This window comes from Klebsiella sp. K5-204 (genome assembly GCF_030128585.1).
In the GTDB taxonomy this organism is placed as follows: Bacteria; Pseudomonadota; Gammaproteobacteria; order Enterobacterales; family Enterobacteriaceae; genus Klebsiella; species Klebsiella quasipneumoniae.
This window is the reverse complement of the sequence record NZ_JAKUZS010000002.1, coordinates 253,405-275,332: the sequence shown is the minus strand read 5'-3', so window position 1 is coordinate 275,332 and position 21,928 is coordinate 253,405. Positions and strand designations below refer to the sequence as shown.

Annotated in this window: 20 protein-coding genes; 8 read left to right on the top strand and 12 right to left on the bottom strand. The window is 60.3% G+C overall.

The window, feature by feature from the left end; translation table 11 throughout:
* Positions 1-296 precede the first annotated feature (296 nt).
* Genes MKR05_RS06805 through MKR05_RS06790 form a run of 4 tightly spaced genes read right to left on the bottom strand, consistent with a single transcriptional unit; the run spans position 297 to position 4,234 of the window.
* The gene (locus MKR05_RS06805) at positions 297-1,043 is read right to left on the bottom strand and encodes a proteasome-type protease (RefSeq protein WP_023290198.1); all 747 of its coding nucleotides are present in this window, start codon (positions 1,041-1,043) and stop codon (positions 297-299) included.
* Positions 1,044-1,059: 16 nt separating this feature from the next.
* On the bottom strand, positions 1,060-1,875 hold the full coding sequence (locus MKR05_RS06800) for a transglutaminase family protein (RefSeq protein WP_032453344.1): 816 nt from the start codon (positions 1,873-1,875) through the stop codon (positions 1,060-1,062).
* The gene (locus tag MKR05_RS06795) at positions 1,872-2,801 is read right to left on the bottom strand and encodes an alpha-E domain-containing protein (protein WP_002910835.1); all 930 of its coding nucleotides are present in this window, start codon (positions 2,799-2,801) and stop codon (positions 1,872-1,874) included. The genes MKR05_RS06800 and MKR05_RS06795 overlap by 4 nt, the downstream gene beginning before the upstream one ends.
* Positions 2,795-4,234, bottom strand: a complete 1,440-nt coding sequence (locus MKR05_RS06790) for a circularly permuted type 2 ATP-grasp protein (RefSeq protein WP_131096020.1) — start codon at positions 4,232-4,234, stop codon at positions 2,795-2,797. Before MKR05_RS06790 ends, MKR05_RS06795 begins: the two co-directional genes overlap by 7 nt.
* 486 nt (positions 4,235-4,720) lie before the next feature.
* On the opposite strand from MKR05_RS06790, the gene MKR05_RS06785 reads away from it, so the two are divergent.
* Positions 4,721-6,454, top strand: a complete 1,734-nt coding sequence (locus MKR05_RS06785) for an alpha,alpha-trehalase (protein WP_131096021.1) — start codon at positions 4,721-4,723, stop codon at positions 6,452-6,454.
* A gap of 255 nt (positions 6,455-6,709) precedes the next feature.
* A complete protein-coding gene (locus tag MKR05_RS06780; RefSeq protein WP_049013407.1) occupies positions 6,710-8,830 on the top strand; it encodes a TonB-dependent siderophore receptor in 2,121 nt (706 codons plus the stop codon).
* Positions 8,831-8,871: 41 nt separating this feature from the next.
* On the opposite strand, the gene emtA is transcribed toward MKR05_RS06780, so the two are convergent.
* A complete protein-coding gene (gene emtA / locus MKR05_RS06775; protein ID WP_002910846.1) occupies positions 8,872-9,483 on the bottom strand; it encodes a membrane-bound lytic murein transglycosylase EmtA in 612 nt (203 codons plus the stop codon).
* Between the two features lie 175 nt (positions 9,484-9,658).
* On the opposite strand from emtA, the gene ldcA reads away from it, so the two are divergent.
* Together ldcA and MKR05_RS06765 are read left to right on the top strand one after the other, a co-directional pair.
* Positions 9,659-10,573 carry a muramoyltetrapeptide carboxypeptidase gene (gene ldcA, locus MKR05_RS06770; RefSeq protein ID WP_044523947.1) on the top strand — a complete coding sequence of 305 codons (915 nt, stop codon included), beginning with the start codon at positions 9,659-9,661 and terminating at the stop codon, positions 10,571-10,573.
* Between the two features lie 92 nt (positions 10,574-10,665).
* A complete protein-coding gene (locus MKR05_RS06765) occupies positions 10,666-12,399 on the top strand; it encodes a potassium/proton antiporter (RefSeq protein WP_032453349.1) in 1,734 nt (577 codons plus the stop codon).
* A 16-nt stretch (positions 12,400-12,415) separates the two neighbouring features.
* On the opposite strand, the gene dadX is transcribed toward MKR05_RS06765, so the two are convergent.
* The 3 genes from dadX to MKR05_RS06750 all read right to left on the bottom strand — a co-directional run bounded on the left by dadX (position 12,416) and on the right by MKR05_RS06750 (position 15,039).
* A complete protein-coding gene (gene dadX / locus MKR05_RS06760) occupies positions 12,416-13,486 on the bottom strand; it encodes a catabolic alanine racemase DadX (protein ID WP_048336000.1) in 1,071 nt (356 codons plus the stop codon).
* 9 nt (positions 13,487-13,495) lie between these two features.
* Positions 13,496-14,794 carry a D-amino acid dehydrogenase gene (locus MKR05_RS06755; protein WP_064157414.1) on the bottom strand — a complete coding sequence of 433 codons (1,299 nt, stop codon included), beginning with the start codon at positions 14,792-14,794 and terminating at the stop codon, positions 13,496-13,498.
* Positions 14,795-14,892: 98 nt separating this feature from the next.
* Positions 14,893-15,039, bottom strand: a complete 147-nt coding sequence (locus MKR05_RS06750; RefSeq protein WP_064157413.1) for a hypothetical protein — start codon at positions 15,037-15,039, stop codon at positions 14,893-14,895.
* Positions 15,040-15,115: 76 nt separating this feature from the next.
* Between MKR05_RS06750 and MKR05_RS06745 the strand changes: the two genes are divergently transcribed.
* The gene (locus tag MKR05_RS06745; protein ID WP_004203310.1) at positions 15,116-16,648 is read left to right on the top strand and encodes a SpoVR family protein; all 1,533 of its coding nucleotides are present in this window, start codon (positions 15,116-15,118) and stop codon (positions 16,646-16,648) included.
* 74 nt (positions 16,649-16,722) lie between these two features.
* Here the strand turns inward: MKR05_RS06745 and fadR are convergent, their stop codons facing one another.
* Entirely contained in the window at positions 16,723-17,442 is a 720-nt protein-coding gene (gene fadR / locus MKR05_RS06740; RefSeq protein WP_004203311.1) for a fatty acid metabolism transcriptional regulator FadR, read from the bottom strand.
* Between the two features lie 248 nt (positions 17,443-17,690).
* Here fadR and nhaB point away from each other — a divergent pair, with 248 nt between their 5' ends.
* From nhaB to MKR05_RS06725, 3 genes are all read left to right on the top strand, one after another.
* Positions 17,691-19,241: a sodium/proton antiporter NhaB gene (gene nhaB / locus MKR05_RS06735; protein ID WP_023290206.1), complete on the top strand. Its 1,551-nt coding sequence runs from the start codon at positions 17,691-17,693 to the stop codon at positions 19,239-19,241.
* 128 nt (positions 19,242-19,369) lie between these two features.
* The gene (gene dsbB / locus MKR05_RS06730) at positions 19,370-19,900 is read left to right on the top strand and encodes a disulfide bond formation protein DsbB (protein ID WP_004203315.1); all 531 of its coding nucleotides are present in this window, start codon (positions 19,370-19,372) and stop codon (positions 19,898-19,900) included.
* Between the two features lie 150 nt (positions 19,901-20,050).
* On the top strand, positions 20,051-20,395 hold the full coding sequence (locus MKR05_RS06725; RefSeq protein WP_032453353.1) for a DUF1971 domain-containing protein: 345 nt from the start codon (positions 20,051-20,053) through the stop codon (positions 20,393-20,395).
* Between the two features lie 6 nt (positions 20,396-20,401).
* Here the strand turns inward: MKR05_RS06725 and MKR05_RS06720 are convergent, their stop codons facing one another.
* The 3 genes from MKR05_RS06720 to MKR05_RS06710 form a co-directional block, all read right to left on the bottom strand.
* The gene (locus MKR05_RS06720) at positions 20,402-20,848 is read right to left on the bottom strand and encodes a YcgN family cysteine cluster protein (RefSeq protein ID WP_017900197.1); all 447 of its coding nucleotides are present in this window, start codon (positions 20,846-20,848) and stop codon (positions 20,402-20,404) included.
* 94 nt (positions 20,849-20,942) lie between these two features.
* Positions 20,943-21,602 carry a fumarylacetoacetate hydrolase family protein gene (locus MKR05_RS06715; protein ID WP_023290208.1) on the bottom strand — a complete coding sequence of 220 codons (660 nt, stop codon included), beginning with the start codon at positions 21,600-21,602 and terminating at the stop codon, positions 20,943-20,945.
* Positions 21,603-21,618: 16 nt separating this feature from the next.
* The gene (locus MKR05_RS06710) at positions 21,619-21,900 is read right to left on the bottom strand and encodes a YcgL domain-containing protein (protein ID WP_048297801.1); all 282 of its coding nucleotides are present in this window, start codon (positions 21,898-21,900) and stop codon (positions 21,619-21,621) included.
* Positions 21,901-21,928: the final 28 nt, after the last annotated feature.

The following is a 21,928-nucleotide window of genomic DNA, read 5'->3' as shown; positions in this document are numbered from 1 at the left end:
CCGTCGATGGCGCAACGGGTCGATGGCGTGCAAATAGCGTGGGATTCTGACAGCCGTGGTATGAGTTAAGGGGAGACGTTCGCTGCAACCACCATCCGGTTAAGATGGCCCATCGCCCGGCGGCGCTAAGCTTGCCGGGCCTACGGGATGAACGTCGATCCCCGGTCACTGCAGGCCGGTGTTAGCGCAGCGCCGCCCGGCAATCCACCGCAGGCAACGTACCCCCTTTCTTGCCCGCTGGGGGCTGGCGCCTTATCCGCCTTCGCGCCGGCGTGGCCGGCGGAGCGGCGCAGAGACTACTCCTCTTCCCGCTCCGCTGGGGTCCAGGCCGGCAGAGTCCGGAAGGTGTGCAACAGCCCTTCCGACCACGCCTTGCGGATGCGGTTGAAGTAGGGATCGCTGTCGGTGATGCGATGCTGCCCGGCGCTGCTCAGGCTGCCGCTGCGGTAGAGCAGCGTATCCAGCGGCAGACCGACGGACAGATTACTGCGCAGCGTCGAGTCAATGGAGATCAACGCGCAGCACATCGCCTGCTCCAGCGGCGTATCGATGGTCAGCACCCGATCGATGATCGGCTTGCCGTACTTGCTTTCGCCAATCTGGAAATAAGGCGTGTCGCGGGTGGCTTCAATAAAGTTGCCCTCCGGATAAATATGGAACAGACGATGGGTTTCGCCGGCGATCTGGCCGCCAAGCAGCAGGTTGCAGTTGAAGTTGGTGTTACTGCAGTTTTGCTGGTTGCTGCTGTCGCGCTGGATCACCTCCAGCAGCGTTTTCCCGATCAGCATGGCGGCGTCGTAGAGGGAAGTCACCTGCATCAGGTTCGGCTCCTGCTGGGTACGGATCCGCGCGCTGAGCAGGCTTATCACGCTCTGGGTGGTGGCCAGGTTGCCGGCGGATTGCAGCACCAGCACCCGTTCCCCTTCCTGATGGAAAACGTGCAGCTTTTTAAAAGTGGCAATATGGTCGACGCCCGCGTTGGTGCGGGAGTCGGAAGCAAACACCAGTCCATCCGCCAGGCACATGGCCACACAGTAGGTCATTGCGGTTATTCCCGTATTATTGCTGCTGCGCCTGCTGGCTGTGTTCGCGCACTTCAGCGTTGGTTAACATAATCTCCCCGCCGCCGCCCAACCGGGTGCCCCGTACCGGGCAGGCGTCGAGATAATCCAGCCCGGTCGCCAGCCGCAGATGCTGATTCAGACGACGGGTATTATTGGTGATATCAAACGACAGCCAGCGGCCGTCGAGCCACACTTCCGCCCAGGCATGCATCGCCACATGCTGGGCGTTATCGCTGTAGACATAGCCGCTGACGTAGCGCGCCGGGATATCCAGCGCCCGGCAGCAGGCGAGAAAAACATGGGTATGATCCTGGCACACTCCCTTCGCCCGGGCGAAGGCGTCGGCAGCGGAGTCCTGCACCTGGGTCGCGCCGGGGGAGTATGGCATTCTTAACAGCAGATCCGCCATCAGTTGATTCAAACTCTCTTCCGCCGCATCGGGACGATAGAGGCGCTGGGCAAACTCACGGATCGCCGTATCGGCGCGGGTCAGCGGCGTAGAGCGCAGAAAAACCAGCGGCGACAGCAGCTCGGCCTCTTCATCACGCGTCTCTTCCCCCTCGTCGGCGATATCGACAATCCCGCTGGCGCGGATGGTGATCTCTTTGTGCGGGTTATCCAGCGTCAGCACATGCAGCACATTGCCCCAGCCGTCGGTGGTGGTCACCGCCGCGCCGTCCGGCAGGGTCAGCGTCCAGGCGGTGATGGTCTGCCGTCCAGTGCTGCGCGGCGTCAGGCGCAGATACTGGGTGGAAAACTTCACCTCTTCATCGTAGCCGTAGCGGGTGAGATGATCGATGACCAGTTTCATAAGGCCTCCAGATAGGTTTGTCTGATGCTGTCGGACAGGGCGTTAATTCTCGCCAGCAGTCCGTTAAGCGTGGTCTGCAGGTCCGCCTGCGCCAGGTCGTCACGGGTGCTGAAGCGCAGGTCAACGTTGAGCTGATGGGCGAGGCGCAGCGGCTGATAGGAGCGATCGTTGGCGATCTTCTCCAGTTCGCCCACCAGGTCGGCAATGCTGGCGCGCAGCGAACGTGGAATATCGTTACGCAGGATCAGCAGCTCCATCACCGTTTCGCGACTGACCGGCTGGCGGTAGAGGCTGTTGTATGCTTCGCGGGCGCTGACCGCATTGAGCAGGGTATCCAGCCGGTAGTATTCGCGCACCGGGTCCGGATCGTTGGTCAGCTGTTGATCCTTAATCAGCAGCAGCTGGGTGGTGGCGAACGCACGCTCGATCAGCGTGCCGATACCGATAAAGCTCAGGGCGTCGTTGCGCAGCAGCGTGCCAATCACCGCCCCGCGAAACAGATGCACCCGCTCTTTCACCCACTCGAAAAAGCCGTCGCTCCCCAGCTCGCCCAGCCCCTGCTGGCGGAGGGTTCGCAGCTCGATGCGGGTGGCATTGATGCTCTCCCACACTTCGGCCGACAGACTGCCGCGCACCGCGTGCGCGTTGTTCCACGCCATCTCCACGCAGCTGTAAATACTGCAGGGGTTGTTGCCATCGAGGGCAAAAAAGTTGAGCAGATTGCTCATGGTAAAGCGGGCGTGGCGCGCCTGAAACAGCTCGTGGGTCATCGACAAATTCAGCGGCAGCGCCAGATCCCGCGACTGCTGACTGTGGCGTGGGATCATTGATAATTTCCAGGTCACGTCCAGCACCCGGGCGTAGCTCTCCGCCCGCTCAAGATAGCGGGCCATCCAGAACAGTTCACTCGCCGTACGACTTAGCATGATGCGTCATCCTCCATCACCCAGGTATCCTTGGTTCCGCCGCCCTGCGACGAGTTGACCACCAGCGACCCTTCGGTCAGCGCCACGCGGGTCAGGCCGCCAGGCACCAGCCGCATCTCCTGCCCGGACAGTACGTAGGGGCGTAAATCGATATGCCGCGGCGACAGCCCTTCATCAACGAAGGTCGGGCAGGTCGACAGCGCGAGGGTGTCCTGGGCGATATAGTTGGCCGGATTGGCCAGCAGGCGCTGGCGGAAGGCCTCCCGCTCCTCTTTGGTGGAACGCGGGCCGACCAGCATGCCGTAGCCCCCGGCGCCATGGACCTCCTTGACCACCATCAGCTCCAGATTGCTCAGCACGTAGCGCAGGTCCTCCGCTTTCCGGCACTGCCAGGTGGGGATATTGCTGAGGATCGGCTGTTCGCCGAGGTAAAAGCGGATCATCTCCGGGACGTACGGGTAGATCGATTTGTCGTCGGCCACCCCGGTGCCGATGGCGTTGGCCAGCACCACGCCGCCGGCGCGATAAACGGACAGCAGCCCCGGTACGCCGAGCATCGAATCGGCGCGGAAGGCCAGCGGGTCGAGCCAGGCGTCATCGATGCGGCGATAAATCACATCCACCCGCAGCGGCCCCTCGGTGGTGCGCATATACACCGCGCCGTTTTTAATAAACAGGTCGGCGCTCTCCACCAGCTCAACCCCCATCTGCTGCGCCAGGAAGCTGTGCTCGAAGTAGGCGCTGTTGAAGCGACCCGGCGTCATCACCACGACGCAGGGATCATCCACCAGCGAACTTTCTCGCAGGGTCTGCAGGAGGTAGCTCGGGTAGCGCTCCACCGGCGCAATGTGATGCTGCTCGAACATCTCCGGATAGAGGCGCATCATCATCTTACGGTTTTCGAGCATGTAGGAGACGCCGGACGGCGTGCGCAGATTATCCTCCAGCACGTAGTACTGTCCGTCGTTATTGCGCACCATATCGACGCCGGTGATATGGGCATAGGTGTTGTTTGGCAGGTTGATGCCCTGCATGCACGGCTGATACTGCTCGTTGGCCAGCACCTGTTCGGCCGGGATCAGCCCCGCACGCAGGATATTCTGCTCATGATAGATGTCATAGAGAAAAGCGTTTAGCGCTTTCACCCGCTGGCGTATACCGCGGTCAATGCGCTGCCACTCCCCGGCGGGGATGATCCGCGGCACGCTGTCAAACGGGATCAGCCGCTCGGTCCCTTCATCCTCGCCGTAAACGTTAAAAGTGATGCCGATACGGTGAAAGAGCAGTTCCGCTTGCGCTTTTTTCTGCCGGATAGAGAATTGATCGGTGTTGCGAAACCATTGCCACCAGGCATTATAGTGCGGCCGCTGTTCACCCTGGGCGGTCAGCATCTCGTCATAATAATGCCCGTCAGGAAGCGTTATTTTTATCATGGCCGTCTCCTCCGGTTGTACTCACTTTGTGGTAATCCCGGTAAGAGATAAGCATTAATTATGCCAGGTCATCCGCCGCCGCGGCGTTGTGCAAATCGGTTCTGACCCGCCGTCTGATTGTGCAAAAAATCGCCACAATGGCCGCCTGCGCCCGCCTGCGGTTGCACCGTCGTGAGGCAGGGCGACGATTTTTGCGCCATGGTGGACGCCAGCGCCGTCAGCCAGTGTGCCGCAGGCCGGGCCTCACAACCCTTCTCGATCCGCTGGTATTCGCCTCCAGCGCGCCGTGGCCAGTGGCCCGGGCGCGTTGGCTTGCCGGTAAGCCTAATCGCTTTGCCGGCGGTTGTAGCAGAAAACCAGGCAGGTAAATCCTCTGTTTTCGCGCAAAATGTTACCCCTGACACGCGCAGCGGCAGATATTCGTCTAAGGTTTTTGGATGGCCAAACGTCGTGGCCCGCAGTCGATAATGATAAGGAGAACTCCCCATGACGAGTACTGATGCACATCGTCCCGCTGCTTTGCCCTGTTCCCTGCGCCTGGCGATCGGCGGCGCCCTGCTCGCCCTGATGAGCCTGAATGTCCAGGCGGAAGACGGCAAAACCGCGCCGCCACCCTCGCCGGATATTCTGCTGGGCCCGTTGTTCAATGATGTCCAGAGCGCAAAGCTCTTTGCCGATCAAAAAACCTTCGCCGACGCGATCCCTAACAGCGATCCGCTGATGATCCTTGCCGATTACCGGATGCAAAAAAACCAGGCCAGCTTCGACCTGCGCCACTTCGTCGAGCTGAACTTCACGCTGCCGAAAGAGAACGACACCTATGTGCCGCCCAAAGGGCAAACCCTGCGTCAGCATATCGACGGCCTGTGGCCGGTCCTGACCCGCAGCACAGTCGAGGTGGAAAAGTGGGACTCGCTGCTGCCGCTGCCTAAGCCCTACGTGGTCCCCGGAGGACGCTTTCGCGAAGTCTATTACTGGGACAGCTATTTCACCATGCTGGGTCTTGCCGAAAGCGGTCACTGGGATAAAGTCGAAGATATGGTCGCCAACTTCGCCGCGGAAATTGACACCTGGGGCCATATCCCCAACGGTAACCGCACCTATTACCTCAGCCGTTCGCAGCCCCCCTTCTTCTCCTTTATGGTAAGCCTGCTGGCGACGCACGATGGCGACCAGGTGCTGAAAACCTACCAGCCGCAGCTGGAGAAAGAGTATCGCTACTGGATGGCAGGGGCGGACGCGCTGGCTCCCGGCAGCGCCGACAAACGGGCGGTGCGGATGGCCGATGGCGCGCTGCTCAACCGCTACTGGGACGATAACGACACCCCGCGCCCCGAGTCCTGGCTTGACGACGTCAAAACCGCCAAAAGCAACCCGAATCGTCCGGCCACCGAGATCTATCGCGACCTGCGCTCCGCCGCCGCTTCCGGCTGGGATTTCAGCTCCCGCTGGATGGACAATCCGCAGCAGCTTGCCACCATTCGCACCACCTCGATTGTCCCGGTCGATCTCAATGCCCTGATGTTCCATCTGGAGAAAACCCTCTCCCGCGCCAGTAAAGCTGCGGGGGACAGCGCCGGCGCTACGCGGTACGATGCGCTGGCCAACACCCGCCAGCAGGCTATCGAGAAATACCTGTGGAATGAAAAAGAGGGGTGGTACGCCGATTACGATCTGAAAAGCCACAAGGTGCGCAATCAGCTGACCGCCGCGGCGCTGTTCCCGCTGTACGTCAATGCCGCGTCACGCGAGCGGGCGACGAAAGTGGCGGCAGCCGCCGAGTCGCGGCTGCTCAAACCCGGCGGGCTGACCACCACCACCGTCAACAGCGGCCAGCAGTGGGACGCCCCCAACGGCTGGGCGCCGCTGCAGTGGGTGGCCGTCGAGGGGCTGCAAAACTATGGCCAGCAGAAGATCGCCATGGAGGTCAGCTGGCGTTTCCTGACCAACGTGCAGCATACCTATGACAGCAAACAAAAGCTGGTGGAGAAGTATGATGTGAGTTCGACCGGCACCGGCGGCGGCGGCGGGGAATATCCACTGCAGGACGGTTTTGGCTGGACCAACGGCGTCACCCTTAAGATGCTGGACCTGATCTGCCCGCAGGAGAAACCCTGCGATGCGCTGCCCGCCACCCGTCCGGCGACAACGCCTTCACTACAGGACAAACCCGCCGCTAACGACCCCGCCCCTGCGGCACCGCAAAAGACCGGCTCCTGACGCTGTTCCGCTTCCCCCTACCAAAATCGGTAGGGGTGAAGCGGTCTCCCTGGTCACGACCCTCCCGCGCAGGCCCATTCTGCGGCTCGCGGGAAACACTTCTCCACCCCCTCGCGCTGAACAGGTCACCTTTTCGCTTGATTGCACAAATACAAACAATAATAATTCGCATTACTTTTTAACGAATAATGACAGATTCGTTTTTCCCGCGGCGGCGTACAGGAGTACCAGACCGCGCTGGTTCAGGATGATCTTATGAACGTGGCTATTTCTCGAAAACGCCCGGGGCTGCTGTACGCCCTCGCGGTCGCACTTCCCTTCACCGCGCAGGCCGAAGAGACGGTGGTGGTGACGGCCAGCCCGCCGGCGTCTGCCAGCGCGCCGACTGAAGGCTATAGCGCCAGCACCTCGCTCGGGGCGACGAAAACCGACCAGCCGTTAATCACCACCGCCCAGTCGGTGTCGGTTGTCACCCGCCAGCAGATGGCGGATCAGGGGGCGAATACCATCAGCCAGGCGCTGGAATATACCCCAGGGGTCTACTCCAGCTTCGGCGGCGGCGCCACCCGGTTTGACGCCATCTCCCTGCGCGGCTACCACGGCGGCGACGTCGATAACCTGTTCCTCGACGGCATGCGCCTGATGAGCGACGGCGGCAGCCATAACGTTGTGCAGATCGACCCATGGTTTATCGAACGCGTCGATGTGATCCGCGGCCCCTCCTCCGCGCTCTACGGGCAAAGCGTGCCGGGCGGCGTGGTCAACCTGACCTCCAAGCGCCCGCAGTTCAGTCAGCAGGGCCACGTCCGCCTGACTGGCGGAACGCAAAATACCAAAGGTGCGGCCTTCGATTACACCGACGCCATCAATGAGCAGTGGGCATGGCGGCTGATCGGTATGACCCGCAGCAGCGACACGCAGTATGACCATACCCGCGAAGAGCGCTACGCCATTTCGCCTTCCCTGCTGTGGCAGCCGGACAGCGACACCTCGCTGCTGCTGCGCGCCTATCTGCAAAAAGATCCTTCCGGCGGCTATCATGGCTCTTTGCCGCTGGACGGCACCCGCTTCGCGCACAATGGCCGTAAGCTCTCCACCAGCACCAACGAGGGCGATCCGGGAGATGGCTATCAGCGCCGTCAGCAGATCTACAGCTATGAGTTTGACCACCAGTTCACCGACGTCTGGTCGGTCTATTCCGCCGGGAGCTACACCCACACCAACGTCTCCCTCGATCAGGTCTACCAGGTCGGCTGGATAGATGACAGCGATAGGCTGGCCCGCGGCTACAGCGGCTCGCGCGGTTCGCTGGACGGCTGGTCAACCGATAACCGCCTGCGCGCCGATTTCAACACTGGCGATCTGGCGCATACCCTGATCCTCGGCGCCGAATATCATCGCTTCCGCAACGATCTGTGGACCGGCGCCGGCGGCGCGGCGCCGCTTAACCCGTTTACCGGCTATACCGCCCAGACCGGGCATACCGTGACCTACAGCGATGACAATAATCGCCGCTATTACCAGACCGGGCTGTATCTGCAGGATGAGATGGTCTGGGACCGCTGGCATATGGATGTTTCCGCCCGCTATGACCGCATCGTTTCCCAGCAGGTCAGCGACACCCAGGGCACCTCGAACCGCCGTTCAGACGATCATATCAGCGGCCGCGCCTCGCTGTTGTACGCTCTGGACAACGGGCTTTCACCCTATCTGAGTTACAGTCAGGCGATTACCCCGGCGATGCTGCCCGGCGCGGATGGCAAACCATTGAAACCGACCACCGCCGAACAGTTTGAAGCCGGCCTGAAGTTCCAGCCGCCGGGCAGCAGCGACCTCTACAGCATCGCGATTTACGACCTGACGCAAAAGGATGTCGCCACCCGCGACCCGAACATCGCCACCGCCACCTATATTCCTGCGGGGAAAGTGCATTCCCAGGGCGTCGAACTGGAAGCGCACCATCAGATCACGCCGCAGCTGAGCACTATCGCCTCGTATACCTGGAATCGTCTTCGCTTCCAGGACACTAAGGACGGTACCGACAATAACACGCCGCAGCTGACCCCGGATCAGATGGCCTCCTTCTGGGCGCGCTATCAGTTCCCGGCGGGGATCTCGGTGGGCGCCGGCGTCCGCTACATCGGCAAACAGTGGGCGGATGATGCCAACACCGCGCGGCTGCCGTCGGTGACGTTGATGGACGCCATGATGCGGGCCGACCTCGGCGTCTGGTCGCCGGGGCTGAAAGGCGCTTATGTGCAGGTTAACGCCAACAATATCGGCAATCGTGAATACGTTTCCGGCTGCTACGGCACCGGCAACTGCTACTGGGGAGCAGAGCGCAGCGTGATGGCTACCGTCGGCTACGATTTCTGAGGACGTGGCCTCCGGGAGACTCCCGGAGGCCAAACGAGGGATTACATGGCATCCAGCGCTTTCTGCAGCTTCCAGATATAGCGCGGCGCCTGCGGAGCCGGGTGTTTTTTCACCACATGCTCGAAGAACTCATCGGCGTCGAGATCGTTAATCTCCTCGATGGCGTCCTGCCGGTTTGACGAGAAGGTGCGCAACAGCGCGCCCGCGCCGTTGGCGTAGGAGACCACCACCGCATAGCGCATCACCTGCGGGTCTTTGATCCCCGCCAGCGGGCCGTTTTCCAGAATGCTCAGATAGGCGGCCCCCATCGAGATATTCCGTTCCGGGTTTTTCAGCTCACTGACCGACGGCTCGCCGCGCCAGCCCATCCGCCGATAGACATCGCGTCCGGAGGTCGACGGCTTAAGCTGCATCAGCCCGACGGCGCCGGATTTACTCACTACCGCAGGGTTACCGCCCGACTCGATGGCGATGATCGCCGTGATCAGCTGCGGATCCACGCCCCAGGCGGCGCCGGCTTTTTCACTGATCGGCATCCACTGCATCGCCCGCTTCACCGGAACCTCGGGGTTCCACGGCGGATTGGTGTAATCATGTTTCGAACTACAACCGGCCAGAAAAACGACTAAAATAAGCAACCATCTCAATTTCACACATCTATCCTTATCTACCCAAACGCCATCATGCTGCAGAACGACGGCAGCGGTACGACCCCCGCCCGCCAACAGCCAGAAGGATGACGGGTGCGGATTGAAGTTAGCCACCTGGAGATGACAATCGCCATTCCAGGCGGCATCATAACCCTTTCATTCATAGCAAGGAATTATCATGTCTCAGTTTTATCTGGTCGCGCCATCCGGTTATTGCATCAACCAGCAGGCGGCGGCCCGCGGCGTCGAGCGTCTGCAGCAGGCCGGACACGAGGTGGCCCACCAGCAGGTCATTCCCCGCCGGCTGCAGCGTTTCGCCGGGACTGAACATGAACGGCTGGCCGATATTAACCAGCTTGCCCAGCTGCCCGGGCGCAACCGGATCGTCCTCGCGGTGCGCGGCGGCTACGGCGCCAGTCGTCTGCTGCCGCATATCGACTGGCAGGGGCTGATTGCCCGCCAGCAGCGCGACCCGCTGCTGATTTGCGGCCACAGCGATTTCACCGCCATCCAGTCGGGCCTGCTGGCCCTGGGCAATGTCGTCACCTTCAGCGGGCCGATGCTCGCGGGCAACTTCGGCGCGGAGACCCTCGATCCGTTTACCGAACACCATTTCTGGCAGGCGCTGCGCCAGCCGGAATTCACCCTCGAATGGCCGGGCGAAGGGCCGAACTGCCGGGTGGAAGGCACCCTGTGGGGCGGGAATCTGGCGATGCTGACCTCGCTTATCGGCACCCCGTGGCTGCCGGCGATCCGCGACGGCATCCTGGTGGTGGAGGATATCAATGAGCACCCGTTCCGCGTCGAACGCATGCTGCTTCAGCTGTTGCACAGCGGCGTACTGGCGGCGCAAAAGGCGGTGATCTTCGGCAGCTTCACCGGCGGCACGCCGAACGACTATGACGCGGGATACGACCTGCCGCAGGTCTTTGATTACCTGCGCCAGCAGCTCTCTGTACCGATGATTAGCGGACTGGAGTTTGGTCACGAGCAGCGCACGGTGACCCTGCCGCTGGGGGCGCGCGCGCGGCTGGTGAATCAGGCGGCGGCCACCACCCTGACAATCAGCGGCCACCCGGTGCTGGCAGAATAAATTTGTCAGACGCATAGGCGGATCCCCTGCGAATTGTTAAAATAGTGTCACTTTTAGCCATTTTTTCACGCCAGTCAGGGAGTACGTGAACATTGGACGCCGCTGCGGTCATTAGTCTGTTTATTCTGGGTTCTGTTTTAGTAACCTGCAGTATCTTATTGAGCTCCTTTTCTTCTCGCCTTGGCATCCCGATTCTGGTCATCTTTCTGGCTATCGGGATGCTGGCAGGCATTGACGGCATCGGCGGCATCCCCTTCGACAACTACCCCTTCGCCTACATGGTGAGTAACCTGGCGCTGGCGGTGATCCTGCTGGACGGCGGGATGCGCACCCAGGCCAGCTCCTTTCGCGTGGCGCTATGGCCGGCGCTGTCGCTGGCGACAGTCGGGGTGCTGATCACTTCGGCGCTCACCGGGATGATGGCGGCCTGGCTGTTCAAACTGGATATGATCGAAGGCCTGCTGATCGGCGCCATTGTCGGCTCCACCGACGCCGCAGCGGTCTTCTCGCTGCTCGGCGGCAAGGGGCTCAACGAGCGCGTCGGCTCAACGCTGGAAATTGAGTCAGGCAGTAACGACCCGATGGCGGTTTTCCTGACCATCACCCTGATCGAAATGATCCAGCAGCACCAGACCGGCCTCAGCTGGATGTTCGCCGTGCATATCATTCAGCAGTTTGGCCTCGGGATCGCCATCGGCCTCGGCGGCGGCTACCTGCTGCTGCAGATGATCAACCGCATCGTGCTGCCCGCCGGGCTCTATCCGCTGCTGGCGCTGAGCGGCGGGATCATGATTTTCGCCGTCACCACCACCCTCGACGGCAGCGGTATCCTCGCCGTCTATCTCTGCGGCTTTTTGTTGGGCAATCGGCCGATCCGCAACCGGCACGGTATCCTGCAGAACTTCGACGGTCTGGCGTGGCTGGCGCAAATCGCCATGTTCCTGGTGCTGGGCCTGCTGGTGACGCCCTCCGACCTGCTGCCGATCGCTATCCCGGCGCTGCTGCTGTCGATGTGGATGATTTTCATTGCCCGTCCGCTGTCGGTGTTTGCCGGTCTGCTGCCGTTCCGCGGATTTAACCTCCGTGAACGGGTGTTTATCAGCTGGGTTGGCCTGCGCGGCGCGGTGCCGATTATTCTCGCGGTGTTCCCGATGATGGCCGGCCTGGACAACGCCCGCCTGTTCTTCAATGTCGCCTTCTTCGTGGTGCTGGTGTCGCTACTGCTGCAGGGCACCTCGCTATCATGGGCGGCGAAAAAAGCCAAAGTGGTGGTGCCCCCCGTCAGCTGGCCCATCTCCCGCGTCGGGCTGGATATTCACCCGGAAAACCCGTGGGAGCAGTTCGTCTACCAGCTGGGGGCCGATAAATGGTGCATCGGCGCGGCGCTGCGCGACCTGCATATGCCGCCGGAGACGCGAATTGCCGCGCTGTTTCGCAACAATGCCCTGCTGCACCCCACCGGCAGCACCCGCCTGCGGGAAGGCGATATCCTGTGCGTCATTGGCCGGGAACACGACCTGCCTGCGCTGGGCAAAATGTTCAGCCAGTCGCCGCCGGTGGCGCTCGATCAGCGCTTTTTCGGCGACTTTATCCTTGATGCCGAGGCCCGCTTCGCCGATGTGGCGCAAATCTACGGCATCGACGGCGGAGAGGAGTTCCGCGAACATCAGCAGTCGCTGGGGGAAGTGGTTCAGCAGCTGCTGGGCGCCGCGCCGGTGGTGGGCGACCAGGTGGAGTTCGCCGGGATGGTGTGGACAGTAGCGGAAAAAGAGAACGATCACGTACTGAAGGTAGGGGTCCGGGTCGCGGAAGACGAGGCGGAGTGATCCGCCCCGGAATACGTTACAGCGTCACAACCGGCACCCGCGGCGCCAGGGCGCACATCAGCTCATAGCCGACGGTGCCACAGCTGGCCGCCACGTCGTCGATTTTAATCTCTTTGCCCCACAGTTCGACCGGCGCGCCAATCCCGGCCTGCGGACAGGGGGTTAAATCAACCGCCAGCATATCCATCGACACGCGCCCGACGGTGGTGGTCCGCACGCCGTCCACCAGCACCGGCGTGCCGCTCGGCGCCACCCGCGGATAGCCGTCGGCATAGCCGCAGGCGACGATGCCGATCCGCTGCTCCTGGGTGGTGCGATACAGGCCGCCATAGCCGATCGCCTCGCCGGGGCGCAGGTTCTGCACGGCGATGATTTCGCTGCGCAGGGCCATCACCGGCTTCAGGCCGGTGTTCGCGATATCCTGCCACTGCCCGGAGGGTGACGCGCCATACAGCACGATGCCCGGTCGAACCCAGTCAAAATGCGCTTCCGGATGCCAGAGGGTCGCCGCCGAGTTAGCCAGCGAGCGCGGGCAATCCAGTCCCTCCGCCGCTTGTTCAATACGGCGCATCGGCTCGACAATCCCCTGCGGGTTCTCCGCCTCCGCGAAGTGCGACATCAGCGTCATCTCGCCGACGTTGCTTATCGCCCGCAGCTGCTGCCAGACGGTATGCACCCGCTCCGGCACAAAGCCCAGCCGGTTCATGCCGCTGTTCACCTTGAGATAGATATCCAGCGGCGCGCGCAGCTTCGCCTGCTGCAGCGCCTTAATCTGCCAGTTGCTGTGAACGCTGGTGGTTAAGCGATATTGATCCAGCACCGCCAGCTCATCGGCATGGAAGAAGCCCTCCAGCAGCAGGATCGGACCTTTCCAGCCCTGCTCGCGCAGCAGGATCGCCTCTTCCAGGTTGAGCAAGGCGAAACCATCCGCCGCGCTCAACGCACTCCATACCCGCGCCACGCCATGGCCATAAGCATTAGCTTTGACCACCGCCCACAGGCGCGACCCGGGGGCCGCGCGACGCACTATCTGTAAATTCTGCCGCAAGGCCAGCAGGTCGATGCTGGCCACTACCGGACGGGTCATGCAAGCTCCTTAGTTGTGTGCGCCATGCAGATGCTGCGGACGCGCCGGGGTGAACCCGGGGCTGTAGCGGGCGACCGCCAGATCGTCGTAAGGGATCGCCGGCGTGCGGCCGGAGATCAAATCGCTGATAAGCTGCCCTGAGCCGCAGGCCATGGTCCAGCCGAGGGTACCGTGACCGGTGTTGAGCCACAGGTTTTTAAACGCCGTGCGCCCGACCACCGGCGTGCCGTCCGGCGTCATCGGCCGCAGGCCGGTCCAGAAGGTGGCCTGCTCAACGTGGCCGCCGCGCGGGAACAGGTCGCGCACCACCATTTCCAGAGTTTCCCGACGCGGCTGCAGCAGCGCTTTGTTAAAACCGACGATCTCGGCCATACCGCCGACGCGAATGCGCTGATCGAAACGGGTGATGGCGATTTTATACGTCTCATCAAGGATAGTGGAAACCGGCGCGCCGTCTTCCTGGGCAATCGGGATGGTTAACGAATAGCCTTTCAGCGGGTAGACCGGAATATCCACCAGCCCCTTGAGCATCGCCGTCGAGTAGGAGCCGAAGGCCATCACATAGGCGTCGCCTTTGATAATCTCATCGCCGCATTTCACCCCGGCAATGCGATCGCCCTCCTGCAGCAGGGCGTCCACCGGGGTGTTGAAGCGGAAGGTGACCCCGGCCTGTTCCGCTATCGCCGCCAGACGGGTGGTAAACAGCTGGCAGTCGCCGGTTTCATCGTTTGGCAGGCGCAGGCCGCCGGTCAGTTTGTGGCTGACCTCCGCCAGCGCGGGCTCCACTTCCGCCAGCCGCTTCGCCTCCAGCAGCTGATACGGCACGCCGGCGTCCTCCAGCACCGCGATGTCGCGGGTGGCGTTTTCATACTGTTTGGCGGTACGGAACAGCTGCAGCGTCCCGCCCTGACGCCCTTCATACTGAATGCCGGTGGTGTCGCGCAGCGCCTTCAGGCAGTCACGGCTGTACTCCGCCAGGCGCACCATCCGGCCTTTGTTCTCCATATAGTGGCGGGTGTCGCAGTTGCGCAGCATCTGCCACATCCACTTCAGCTGGAACGACGTGCCGTCAAGGCCGATCGCCAGCGGCGCATGGCGCTGGAACATCCATTTTATCGCCTTCAGCGGCACCCCCGGCGCCGCCCAGGGCGCCGCATAGCCGGGAGAAATCTGCCCGGCGTTGGCCGCGCTGGTCTCCTCTGCCGGACCGGGCTGACGGTCGATAACCGTCACCTCATGACCCGCCTGACTCAAATACCACGCGCTGGCTACCCCAACCACCCCACTTCCCAGTATGACGACACGCATAGCGACTCCGTAACAGTTAAAGAACAATCATCTAATTACAAATTGATAACTCAGATGAAAATATTATTCAACATACGCTTTATTTATGGTGACTTAACTCACAGCAAACCGCACCAGTACTGCGATGCGAGATTTACGATCTCATGCTGCGCTTTATTTTTACCCAGCATTATATTCTGCAAATAAGCGCAAAAAACGGCTTTGAGATGGGGAAATCGCGAAGAAAAGCGATTGGCTGACAACACAGTTTGCTGTGCGGTGTTCTATGCTTGTTTAGAGGTTTTCCGTTCAGAGAAAACCAACAACAACGAGGGCGCGCTAATGGCTACGATTGACTCCATGAACAGGGACACCACCCGTTTAAGCGATGGACCCGACTGGACGTTTGAGTTACTGGAGACCTACCTGGCCGAAGTGGACCGGGTCGCTAAGCTCTATCGTCTTGACACCTACCCGCACCAGATCGAAGTCATTACTTCCGAGCAGATGATGGACGCCTACTCCAGCGTCGGCATGCCCATCAACTATCCGCACTGGTCGTTCGGCAAAAAATTCATTGAGACCGAGCAGGCCTATAAGCACGGCCAGCAGGGCCTGGCGTATGAGATTGTCATCAACTCCAACCCCTGTATCGCCTACCTGATGGAAGAAAACACCATCACCATGCAGGCGCTGGTGATGGCGCACGCCTGCTACGGGCATAACTCGTTCTTTAAAAACAATTACCTGTTTCGCAGTTGGACCGACGCCAGCTCAATCATCGACTACCTGATCTTCGCCCGCAAATACATTACCGAGTGCGAAGAACGCTATGGCGTCGACGAAGTGGAGAAACTGCTCGACTCCTGCCATGCGCTGATGAACTACGGCGTCGACCGCTATAAACGTCCGCAAAAAATCTCTCTGCAGGAGGAGAAGGCGCGGCAGAAAAGCCGGGAAGAGTATCTGCAGAGCCAGGTGAATATGCTGTGGCGCACCCTGCCGAAGCGCGAAGAGGAGAAGGCGATTGAGTCCGCCCGCCGCTACCCTTCCGAACCGCAGGAGAACCTGCTGTACTTTATGGAGAAGAACGCCCCGCTGCTGGAATCGTGGCAGCGCGAGATCCTGCGCATCGTGCGCAAAGTCAGCCAGTATTTCTACCCGCAGAAACAGACCCAGGTGATGAACGAGGGGTGGGCCACCTTCTGGCACTACACCATCCTCAATCATCTCTATGACGAAGGGAAAGTGACCGAGCGCTTTATGCTGGAGTTTCTCCACAGCCACACGAACGTGGTGTTCCAGCCGCCATACAACAGTCCGTGGTACAGTGGGATTAACCCCTACGCGCTGGGCTTCGCCATGTTCCAGGACATCAAGCGCATCTGCCAGTCGCCCACCGAAGAGGACAAGTACTGGTTCCCGGATATCGCCGGTTCCGACTGGCTGGAAACGCTGCATTTCGCCATGCGCGACTTCAAGGATGAGAGCTTTATCAGCCAGTTCCTGTCGCCGAAGATCATGCGCGATTTCCGCTTCTTCACGGTGCTCGACGACGACCACAACAATTATCTCGAGATCTCGGCGATCCACAACGAAGAGGGCTATCGCGAGATCCGCAACAAGCTCTCAGCGCAATATAACCTCAGCAATCTTGAGCCGAATATCCAGGTGTGGAACGTTGACCTGCGCGGCGACCGCTCGCTGACGTTGCGCTATGTGCCGCACAACCGCGTCCCGCTGGACAAAGGGCGGCGCGAAGTGCTGAAACATGTGCATCGTCTGTGGGGGTTCGATGTGCTGCTGGAGCAGCAGAACGCCGACGGCAGCATTGAGCTACTGGACCGCTGCCCGGCGCGGCCGAACGCGCTATAGCTTTGCGGGACGTATAAAACGACGAAGGGGGCCATCGGCCCCCTTATTGTGTTTATCGATGGCGAATAGCCAGCTTAACGCACATTCATGGCTAAATCGCCGGGCAGCGATTTCTGCATCCGGTGCCAGATCTCGCCGCTGTCATGGCCGTAGCGACGAACCAGCTCATACACCTGATCGTGCAGGCCGCCTTCGCACACCTTCGCCAGCTGATGATAAAAGCCCAGCGCCAGGCTGCGCGCTTCCGGGCTGGAGAAATAGTGGCGGCCAATGCGGGTATACAGCCCCTTCATGCCGTTGAGGATCAGACCATAGATCGGATTGCCGGAGGCGAACGCCAGACCGCGGAAAATGTTGTAATCGAGGTCGGCGAAGGCGTCGGCGTGATCTTCCACTTCCCGGGCGCTGTCCAGCACCGCCAGCGCTTTATCCGGATGCTGACGGAACGCGGTGCGAATAAAAATCGTGGAAATATTGGTGCGCACGGAGAGCAGGTTATCAATCAGCTGCGGGACGCTGTCGTGATCGAGACGCGCCAGCGTTTCAAGGATATTCAGCCCGGAGGTCTCCCAGAAGTTGTTCACTTTGGTGGGTTTGCCGTGCTGAATGGTCAACCAGCCGTCACGCGCCAGACGCTGCAACACTTCGCGCAGAGTGGTGCGGGTGACACCGATCAGCTCAGAAAGCTCGCGTTCAGCGGGGAGAATCGATCCAGGTGGGAAGCGGTTATTCCAGATGCTCTCAATGATATACTCTTCCGCGAAACCCGCAGGGCTCTGCGCCTTAATGACCATAATAATATTTCCATTACACATTGTTGCAATTGCACTCATCATACCAGAGCCGCTATAGCGCAGATAGCATCGCAAGTGAATTAAAAAGGGATCGCCGTTTCATTTTCCGTTTTTACTTTACGCTTTTCCTTCTCGCCCGTAACCGCCGCCGCGCTGCGAAGAAAGTTGCTTCTCATTTTGCTCAGCTGATACTCTTGCCAATCGTTACGCACAAAATCATGTACTAATTGACGGGGAAGGATTCTGTCGTGGAAATTTCTTATGGCCGCGCGCTGTGGCGCAATTTTCTTGGCCAGTCGCCTGACTGGTACAAGCTGGCATTAATTATTTTCTTAATCATCAATCCGCTGGTGTTCGCCTTAGCGCCGTTTGTCGCCGGCTGGCTGCTGGTGGTTGAGTTTATCTTTACCCTCGCCATGGCGCTGAAGTGCTATCCACTGCTGCCGGGGGGGCTGCTGGCATTTGAAGCGGTGCTGATCGGCATGACCAGCCCGGGTCATGTGCGGGAAGAGATCGCCAGCAACCTGGAAGTGCTGCTCCTGCTGATGTTCATGGTGGCGGGCATCTACTTTATGAAGCAGCTGCTGCTCTTCGTCTTTACGCGCCTGCTGCTCGGCATCCGCAGCAAAATGCTGCTGTCGCTGGCCTTCTGCCTGGCCGCCGCCTTCCTCTCCGCCTTTCTCGATGCGCTCACCGTGGTGGCGGTGGTGATTAGCGTCGCCGTCGGGTTTTACGGCATCTATCACCGCGTCGCCTCGGCGCGCCCCGACGATAGCGATGTGCAGGACGACAGCCATATCGATCAGCACTACCGCGAGGTGCTGGAGCAGTTCCGCGGTTTTCTGCGCAGCCTGATGATGCACGCCGGCGTCGGTACCGCGCTCGGCGGCGTCATGACCATGGTCGGCGAGCCGCAAAACTTGATTATCGCCAAAGCGGCGGGCTGGCACTTTGGCGAATTCTTCATTCGCATGTCGCCCATCACGCTGCCGGTGCTGGTCTGCGGGCTGCTGACCTGTCTGCTGGTGGAAAAGTATCGCCTGTTTGGCTACGGCGAACCGCTGCCGCCGGCGGTCCGAAAGGTGCTGCAGGACTTTGACGATCGCAGCCGCGCGCAGCGCAGTCGTCAGGAACGGCTGCGGCTGATTGCCCAGGCGCTGATTGGCGTCTGGCTGATCGCAGCCCTCGCATTGCACCTTGCCGAAGTCGGCCTCATTGGCCTGTCGGTGATCATTCTCGCTACCACCTTTACCGGCGTGACCGATGAACATGCGATTGGCAAGGCGTTCACCGAGGCGTTGCCCTTCACCGCGCTGCTGACGGTATTCTTTGCCGTCGTGGCGGTGATCATCGACCAGCAGCTGTTCACGCCGGTCATCGAGTTTGTTCTGCAGGCCTCGCCGCACGCGCAGCTGTCGCTGTTTTATCTGTTTAACGGCCTGCTGTCGTCCATCTCGGATAACGTTTTTGTCGGTACGGTCTACATCAACGAAGCGAAAACCGCCCTCGAGCATGGCGCCATCAGCTTGAAGCAGTTTGAGATGCTGGCGGTGGCGATCAACACCGGCACCAACCTGCCGTCAGTGGCCACCCCGAACGGCCAGGCGGCATTCCTCTTCCTGCTGACTTCCGCGCTGGCGCCGCTTATCCGGCTCTCCTATGGCCGCATGGTGTGGATGGCTCTGCCCTACACCCTCGTGCTGACGCTGGTCGGCCTGCTGTGCGTCGAGTTCACCCTGATGCCGGTCACCGAATGGTTGCTGGCTCACGGCTGGCTGGTTACCCCCACCCTGCCCTGATCCACCCGTCGCCCGGGTTCGCCCGGGCGATTCAATAACCAGTTACGTAATATTTTCCGCCGGGCCGCTGGCGTCGGTTCGGTTTTCGTTTACACTGCCATGATTTAGCATCTTCCAGGGAAATGATTATGTTGCAATATTTAAACCAGTGCTCGCGGGGACGCGGCGCCTGGCTCCTGATGGCATTGACCGCGTTCATTCTCGAACTCGTCGCGCTGTGGTTCCAGCACGTGATGCTGCTGCAGCCGTGTGTGATGTGCATTTATGAACGCTGCGCCCTGTTTGGCATCATGGGCGCGGGGCTGGTGGGCGCCATTGCCCCCAAAACGCCGCTGCGCTATGTCGCCATGCTGATTTGGCTGTACAGCGCGGTACGTGGGCTGCAGCTGGCGTGGGAACATACGATGATCCAGTTGCACCCATCGCCGTTCCAGACCTGTGATTTCGCCGCCCGCTTCCCGAGCTGGCTGCCGCTGGATAAATGGTTGCCGCAGGTGTTTGTCGCGTCCGGCGACTGTTCGGTACGCCAGTGGCAGTTCCTGTCGCTGGAGATGCCGCAATGGCTGGTGGGCATTTTCGCGGCCTATCTGGTGGTGGCTATCCTGGTGATCGTTGCTCAGCCTTTTAAAGCGAAAAAGCGCGATCTGTTTGGCCGCTAAGCCGCTGTGAGTCCCGCGCATCATGAAACGCCCTCCGGGGCGTTTTTTTGTGCCTGCTGTTCATCGCTGAATCGTTTCCTGTCTGCGGTTGACCACGGCCATCAAAAGATGCATATTAAATACATCTTATATAGCCCCACAGGAGCTCACATGTCATCTTTACTGATCCCCGCAGACTGGAAAGTTAAACGCTCCACCCCGTTCTTTACCAAAGAGAACGTCCCCGCCGCCCTGCTGAGCCACCACAACACCGCAGCCGGCGTCTTCGGTCAGCTGTGCGTCATGGAAGGTACGGTGACCTATTACGGTTTTGCCAATGAACAGGCGACGGAGCCGGAGAAAAAAGTCGTCATTCATGCCGGGCAATTTGCCACCAGTCCGCCGCAGTACTGGCACCGCGTCGAACTCAGCGACGATGCCCGCTTCAATATTCACTTCTGGGTGGCGGATGAAACCGACGGTGAAAACGGGCTGTTCCACGCGAAAAAAGCGTGACGGCGCTTACCGCGCCCTGTCAGGCAGATTAAGGATGTGGTCCTGCCAGTCGACAACGGTGGACTCGGGCACCGCAATATGACGGACGGAGATGCGTTCGCCGTGCATCGCCGCTTTTGAGCCGGTCAGCAGCGGGTGCCAGGCCGGCAGAGGCTTGCCTTCCGCCAGCAGGCGATAGGCGCAGGTTGGCGGCAGCCATTCGAAAGTCGGCAGATTTTCGCGCGTGAGCTTGATGCAGTCCGGCTCATATTCGAAGCGACGCTCGTAGTTACGGCACTGGCAGGTTTTGATATTGAGCTGACGGCAGGCGACGTTGGTGAAGTAGATCTCATCGGTATCTTCATCCATCAGCTTATGCAGGCAGCACTGGCCGCAACCGTCACACAGCGATTCCCACTCCGCGTCGGTCATGTCATCCAGGGTTTTTTGTTGCCAGAAAGGTTGTTCGCTCATCGAAGTGTCCGTCGTTGCCAGTTAAGGGTGCACCTTATAACCAGTCTGGCACGACGATGCAAGTTTTGCCGCCCCAAAAGGCGGCAAACCGCGCTTACAGTACCCGGGTGGTAAGCGACAGGCCGTTGAAGCCGACCACCAGCTCGTCGCCGCTGTGCAGCGGCCCTACCCCTTCCGGGGTGCCGGTGAGGATCACGTCCCCGGCTTTGAGAGTAAAGAAGCGCGACATATAGGCGATCAGCGGCACGATCTTATGGATCATGTCGGCGGTGGTGCCCTGCTGGCGCACCTCGCCGTTAATCTTCAGGCTTAACGGCGTATTCTGCGGGTCGCCGTGGAACTCGGCGGCCGGAATAAAGCCGGAGATCGGACAGGCGTTATCGAAGCCTTTGGCCTTTTCCCACGGCTGTCCGGCCTTTTTCATCTTCGCCTGCAGGTCGCGCAGGGTGAGATCCAATGCGACGCCATAGCCGGCAATCCCTTTCTGCACATGCTCTTCCGTCGCCTGACGCAGCGTACCGCCGATCAGCACCGCCAGCTCGACTTCGTGATGCACCGAGCCCAGCCCCTCTGGAAGCACCAACGGCTGACGGAGATCGCACAGCGCGCTCTCAGGTTTAATAAACAGCACCGGCTCTTCCGGCGTCGCACTGCCCATTTCCTTGATGTGCTTTGCATAATTACTGCCGACGCAAACCACTTTGCTCACCGGATAATCCAGGAGCGCTCCCTGCCAGTTATGATGTTGGTACATTATTTTCCCTCGTGGGTTAATCGGATTGTTTCCCCTGTTCCGCCAGGTGTTTCTTTAGTAGATTTTCAGGCGGCGGCGGAAGTTGCAGGTAATAGCCCTGTTCGCTTAACGCCTGTTTCACTTTTTCCAGGTCGGCGTTAACCAGTTTTTTGCGCCCATCCAGCGGCAGCAGCATCGCCATTTGCGGCGTGCCGAAGCCGCGCATCAGCTCGTCAGGAACGCGTGAGAAATCGTCCTTTTTTTCGACGTATAAATAGGTTTGTTCACGTTTAGTACTTCGATAGATCACACAAAACATAGTTTTACTCGGAATTAGACCCGTGGTC